The sequence below is a fragment of the Rickettsiales bacterium genome, assembly GCA_033762595.1.
Taxonomy (GTDB): domain Bacteria; phylum Pseudomonadota; class Alphaproteobacteria; order Rickettsiales; family UBA8987; genus JANPLD01.
In genome coordinates this window covers 1-6,097 of record JANRLM010000089.1, presented here as the reverse complement: position 1 = coordinate 6,097, position 6,097 = coordinate 1, and the positions used below count along the sequence as shown (strand labels likewise).

The following is a 6,097-nucleotide window of genomic DNA, read 5'->3' as shown; positions in this document are numbered from 1 at the left end:
ACTTTCTTTTACGCAGGTAAATTTCCTTTTGCATCTGGCACATTTGGAAGCCTAATTGCAATAATTTTAGTCGCGATTATTTTTTACCAGCCACATAATTTTTATTACGATGATACTGGCCTCAATTTCAAGCTGGGTGCTGGTTATATTGAGCCTCAATTAATCATTCCGCTAATAAATATCCTCGCAATTTTATTTTCTACTTTAGGAATTTATACTTCAGAAATTTATTCTAAAAAAATAAATAAAGAAGACCCCAAACAAATCGTAATTGATGAAGTAGCTGGAATTTTCGTTGCCTCCGCATTAGTTGCAGATATTTTTGCGATTTTATATTTTATAAACCCAACTGAATATTTGATTTATTTTTCCCTCGCGGGTTGGTTTTTTATAATAATATTTATTCTTTTTAGAATTTTTGACATCTTAAAACCTTGGCATATTGGCTATGCGGATAAAAATATTAAAGGCGGGCTTGGAATAATGCTTGATGATATAATAGCTGGAATATATACAGCATTAACATTTTTTATTTTGTTTTTCGTTGCGAAATTTAGCAACATTTTAGAAATTTTTATAACTATTGAATAATATGAAATCTTCCTTGCAAAATATGGCAAATGCTATTCGTGCTTTATCAATGGACGCGGTAGAAAAAGCCAACTCTGGTCACCCTGGTATGCCAATGGGTATGGCAGATGTTGCAACAATTTTATTCACTAAATTCCTAAAATTTAACCCAAAAAATCCAAATTGGGCGGATAGAGATAGATTTATTTTATCAGCAGGTCACGGCTCAATGCTTCTATATTCCTTACTTTATTTAACTGGTTATGAGGAAATCACCCTAGATGAAATCAAAAATTTTAGGCAGTTGCACGCTAAAACTTGCGGCCACCCTGAATTTGGTGAGGCTGGCGGTATTGAAACCACCACTGGGCCTCTCGGACAAGGTATCGCAAATTCGGTTGGTTTTGCAATCGCTGAAAGGGGCTTGAATGCTAGATTTGGTAATGATTTAGTAAATCACTACACTTATGTTATTGCGGGCGATGGTTGCTTGATGGAAGGCATCTCGCAGGAGGCAATTTCTCTAGCTGGCCACCTCAAATTAAACAAGCTAATTGTGCTTTTTGATGATAACCAAATTTCTATTGATGGGCCTACATCACTTGCTACTTCAGAAGATCAAATTAAGAGATTTCAAGCATCAAATTGGAATACAATTTCTATTGACGGCCACAATTTCGCTGAAATTGAAAATGCGATTGCTAAGGCTCAAAAATCAGATAAACCAACGCTTATAGCTTGCCGAACAATTATTGCAAAAGGTGCGCCAACTAAAGCTGGTACTTCTGATTCGCATGGCTCACCACTTGGAAAAGCTGAAATTGAAGGTGCAAGAAAAAACCTAAATTGGGATTACGCACCATTTGAAATTCCATCTGAAATATTAAATGATTGGCGTGAGGCTGGTGCTAGAAGTGAGGCGGAATATGATTCTTGGAATGAAAGACTCAAAAAATCAGATAAAAAATCTGAATTTGAAAGGGTTGTTTCTGGCAAACTTCCAGCTAATTTTGCTGAAAAAATTAATGAAGCGAAGCTTGCGTTTGCGAAATCATCACCAATGGCAACTCGCAAATCTTCTGGCATGACGCTTGAATATTTAGTTGATGCATTACCTGAATTAATTGGTGGCTCTGCAGATTTAACTGGCTCTAATTTGACAAAAACAAAAACACTATTACCATTCACTAGCAACAATTATAGTGGCAGATATATTTATTACGGCGTGCGTGAACACGCAATGTGTTCTGCAATGAATGGTATTGCTCTGCATGGCGGTTTTATTCCTTATGGCGGAACTTTTTTTGTATTCACTGATTACTGCAAGCCTGCAATTCGCCTAGCTGCCCTTATGAAGCAGAGAGTGATTTTTGTGATGACTCACGATTCTATTGGTTTAGGTGAAGATGGGCCAACGCATCAGCCGATTGAGCATCTTTCGGCTCTCCGTGCTGTTCCAAATTTACAGATTTTACGCCCAGCTGATGCCGTTGAAACTGCTGAATGTTGGCAGATTGCCTTAGAGAGCGAAAGCACGCCTTCGGTGTTAGTTTTAACTCGTCAAAATTTACCGAATCTAAGAGGCTCTATAAACCTCCCCCTGCAAGCGGGGGGAGGCAAGGAGGGGGGCAAAGAGGGTCTTGATAATCTCTGCAGGCTCGGTGCTTATGAAATTTTACCTGAGAAAAATCCTGATGTGATTATCCTTGCAACTGGCTCAGAAGTTGGCTTATCAGTTGATGCAGCAAAAGATTTAATTGCTAAGGGCAAGAAAGTGAGAGTTGTTTCTTTTGTTTCTTGGGAATTGTTTGAAAATCAAAGTGAGGAATATAAAAATTATATTTTAGGTGAAGGTAGCTCTGCAAAAATTATCGCTGTTGAAGCTGCTTCAAAACTCGGTTGGGAGAGATATATCGGCAGAAAAGGAATTTTCATCGGTATGAATTCCTTCGGTGCATCAGCCCCTGCAGAAAAACTCTATGAATATTTCGGTATTACCAAGCAAGCAATTATTGATGCGTCTAGGAACTTATAGTATTCTGATGGAGTGTTCATATTCATAGTTATTATTAGATTCCAAATAATTGTCACCCCGCATTTATTGCGGGGTTAACCATAAAACAAGCTCAAAACTTAGAGCTAAAAACTCTTTCAACCGTTAACCCCGCAATAAATGCGGGGTGACAATTTGTGGTTAAGGAGCTTAAATCTATGTTTAATAATCACTTACTATTTTGAGGTTCTGTTTTTACACAAGGTCTTAGATTAATTCCAGTTAGAATAGCTTTAGGTCTTACCTCACTTATTGGCGCTTTCATTAGATCTTTAGTGTAAACCAAATTTGGTTGCAAAATATAATTTTTGTAGATTTCTTTTTGTTTATCTGAGAGTTCTGTTTCTCTTTCGCAGATTAGTTTTATTTCAATATGGTTATCAGGGCCTATTGAATAATCAACTGCAACTGGCTTTAGAAACACTGGTAAAATAAGACTTTTTTTCTCAGGTAAAAACCTCAAAGGCCTATTTTCATATTCATCAAGATAATATTCAAGAAGTCTATTTTTGAATTCATTTTCAAAATTTGAAAAATCCATCTCTTTATTAGAAAATGCATCATAATGAAAACCATTTATGATTTTATTTATAGCTTTTTTATCTTGATGGGCAAGGTTCTGACTCCAGCTAAAATGAATCTCGGAAGGCTTTATTGTTATTGCATCATAATCTTCATTTGGCTTTGCAAAATAGATAAAATATTTTTTTATTGCATTGGGGTTATTATTGAAATGCTTGAATAATTCATAATTAAATTTTCTCATTATATATTCATCATCACTTCGATTTTTGAAAAAGCTATCAAGGTTTTTATACAAAACCATTACAAATTCATTATCAACATTAATTCCAGCCTTGAGTAATGCTTGTTGAAAAACATCTATATCTACAGGTATGCCATTGGGTTGCTTATTTCTAAAAAAAGAGAACAAGGTTAAAAAAATTTGTTACCCTTGTATTCTAACATTTATAGGTTAAAGAAGCGTTAAAAAGCCTAAGAAATATCAAAAAAATCTAAGCTACGTCTTTGAAACCAGGAGTTTTACCAAGCTCTAGTGATTTCAACTTGCGGTGCAAGGCTGAACGCTCCATACCCACAAAAGAGGCGGTTCTTGAAATATTACCGCCGAATCTGTTGATTTGAGCGAGTAAATACTGCCTTTCAAATAATTGGCGAGCATCCCTTAGTTTTAAGCTCATAAGCTCTTTATTGCCATTCTCTAGGAAATCCCCAGCAGAGCCAGCAACAATTTCTTTTGGAAGCATTGAGGATTTAATATTATCAGTTGATTCACCTGGGTTCATAATCAAAAGCCATTCAACAACATTCATTAATTGACGAGTATTTCCTGGCCATTCATAAGATTGCAGAGAGATAAAAGCCTCATTGGTAAATCTTCTTCTTGGAAGATTATATTTTGCTGAAAAATAGTTTTTGAAATATTCCGTCAACATCGGAACATCATCACGCCTTTCCGCAAGCGAAGGGATTGTAAGCTCAACCACATTAAGCCTGCTATATAAATCACTTCTGAATTCACCTTCTTGGATTTTCTTAGCTAAATCAGTGTTTGTAGAAGCGATAATTCTAACATTTGAATCAATTAATTTAGTGCCACCATTTCTAGTAAATTTGCCATCTGTGAGGTATTTCACGAGCTTGTTTTGAAGGTTTTTTGGCAAGTCAGAAACTTCACTTATATAAAGCGTGCCACCATTGGCAACTTCAAGCAAACCAACCTTTCTAGCCGGAGAATTAAAACCGCCTTTATCTTCCGTGCCGAACAAAACATCTTCCAATTCTTCAGGGTCATAATTATAGACATCAAAGCGAACATAAGGGTTATTCGCCCTTCTTGACTCAATATGTAGCCTTTCCGCTACGAATTCCTTACCAACTCCAATATCACCCTTGATAAAAACTCGGCTTTCAGTTTTAGAGATTCTATCAATTTCAGCCCTAAGAGTTTTGATTGCATTAGATTCACCATAGAGGAAATCAATCTGCTGAGTTTTATCGTTAAGTTCGCGGTTTTCCTTAATTAGCCGAGAAGATTCAACCGCCTTATTAAGCGTATGGATTAGTTTATCTTGCTTGAAAGGCTTTTCAATATAGTCATAAGCCCCAAGTTTGAGTGAACGCAACGCAGTTTCAATATTGCCATGACCACTAATCATAATAACTGGGATTTCAGGGTATTTTTTCTTAAGTAATTCAAGGATTCCAAGCCCATCAAGCTCACTATCCTTAAGCCAAATATCTAGAATTACAGCCTCTGGTTGTTGCTCAGAAATTACATTAAAGGCATCTTGCGAGTTTTTCGCCTTAAAAGGCTGGTAATTAGCATCTTCCACTATATCAGAGATTAACTCTAATATGTCTTTTTCATCATCAACGATAACTACTTTATTTTTAGCCATAAACCCACCCATTAGTTAATTTTTAGTAAAAAATATATCAATCATTTGTATTATTGCAACAGCTTTTTAATTATCACTTCTGCAAAAATGCAGATATTTTGTAAGTAAAATATTCTTAAGTAAATCAGTGCCTTATAGTAAATTATCTGCAAAAATGCAGATAAATTGAATCGATAGTAAGAAAAAATATTTATGTTTTTTTCTTAAGTTTTAACTTCACTTACAATATTTATTAAACATATTTTTAAACAAAATATCCGAGCTTTTATTCAACCTAAAGTTAAAAATGTTGCAAAAATCCCTCGTTGTAATATTGCAACCTTTGCACCCTAATTCAAGAATAAAATTATTTAATTTTATTATAGTATTAAATTTGTAACAAGGAAGTGATTAGTTGTTACATTTTTAACACTAATTAATATTAAATCCTTATTTCTTCAACTATTTCTAAATCATATCCTTCCATTGCAACGGGCGTGATGCTTGTGCCTGAGGTTATTATTTTTAGTTTTCTAACGCCTAAATCTAGCAGAATTTGAGCGCCAATGCCGTAATCTCTAAGTTGATTTGAGGGTTGAGAAGAATTTTTTGCATTTTTTGGCGTGAGCAAATTTTCCAGCGATTTTGAAAGGCTCTGCTTATCAGGAGATCGCAAAATAACCAAAACGCCACTGCCATTTTTGTTAATTAAATCAAGTGATTTATAAAGAATATCTTTCTTATTAGAATTTTTAAGCTTCAAAATATCAGATAAAACATCAAGCTTATGCATTCTAGTTAGAATTGGCAAACCACCTGAAATATCACCTTTTACAAGTGCAAGATGCTCCCCATATTCAATCACACTTTTGAATAGATGTAGGTTGAATTTTCCGAAATTATCAATCTCAATTTCTGACTCAAAAGATTTTTCAACGAGCTTTTCTTTTTTCCTGCGATACTCAATTAAATCAGCAATAGTTGCGATATTTAGATTATGAATTTTTGCAAATTCAATTAAATCTGGCAGCCTTGCCATCGTGCCATCATCTTTCATAATTTCACAGATAAC

Annotated in this window: 5 protein-coding genes; 2 read left to right on the top strand and 3 right to left on the bottom strand. The window is 34.9% G+C overall.

Going from position 1 to position 6,097, the window contains the following annotated elements:
• Together SFT90_06280 and tkt are read left to right on the top strand one after the other, a co-directional pair.
• Window positions 1–591: phosphatidylglycerophosphatase A (locus SFT90_06280; protein MDX1950087.1), on the top strand; the 591-nt coding region annotated here is incomplete at its 5' end.
• Window position 592: 1 nt separating this feature from the next.
• On the top strand, window positions 593–2,605 hold the full coding sequence (gene tkt, locus SFT90_06275) for a transketolase (GenBank protein ID MDX1950086.1): 2,013 nt from the start codon (window positions 593–595) through the stop codon (window positions 2,603–2,605).
• Window positions 2,606–2,792: 187 nt separating this feature from the next.
• Here the strand turns inward: tkt and SFT90_06270 are convergent, their stop codons facing one another.
• From SFT90_06270 to SFT90_06260, 3 genes are all read right to left on the bottom strand, one after another.
• On the bottom strand, window positions 2,793–3,557 hold the full coding sequence (locus tag SFT90_06270) for a hypothetical protein (protein MDX1950085.1): 765 nt from the start codon (window positions 3,555–3,557) through the stop codon (window positions 2,793–2,795).
• An 82-nt stretch (window positions 3,558–3,639) separates the two neighbouring features.
• The gene (locus SFT90_06265) at window positions 3,640–5,046 is read right to left on the bottom strand and encodes a sigma-54 dependent transcriptional regulator (GenBank protein MDX1950084.1); all 1,407 of its coding nucleotides are present in this window, start codon (window positions 5,044–5,046) and stop codon (window positions 3,640–3,642) included.
• Between the two features lie 421 nt (window positions 5,047–5,467).
• Window positions 5,468–6,097 (bottom strand): 3,4-dihydroxy-2-butanone-4-phosphate synthase (locus SFT90_06260; protein ID MDX1950083.1); only part of this gene is annotated, 630 nt, incomplete at its 5' end.

Coding starts and splice junctions, on each gene's coding strand:
- tkt (MDX1950086.1), top strand. CDS start 593: ATGAAATCTTCCTTGCAAAATATGGCAAATGCTATTCGTGCTTTATCA.
- SFT90_06265 (MDX1950084.1), bottom strand. CDS start 5,046: ATGGCTAAAAATAAAGTAGTTATCGTTGATGATGAAAAAGACATATTA.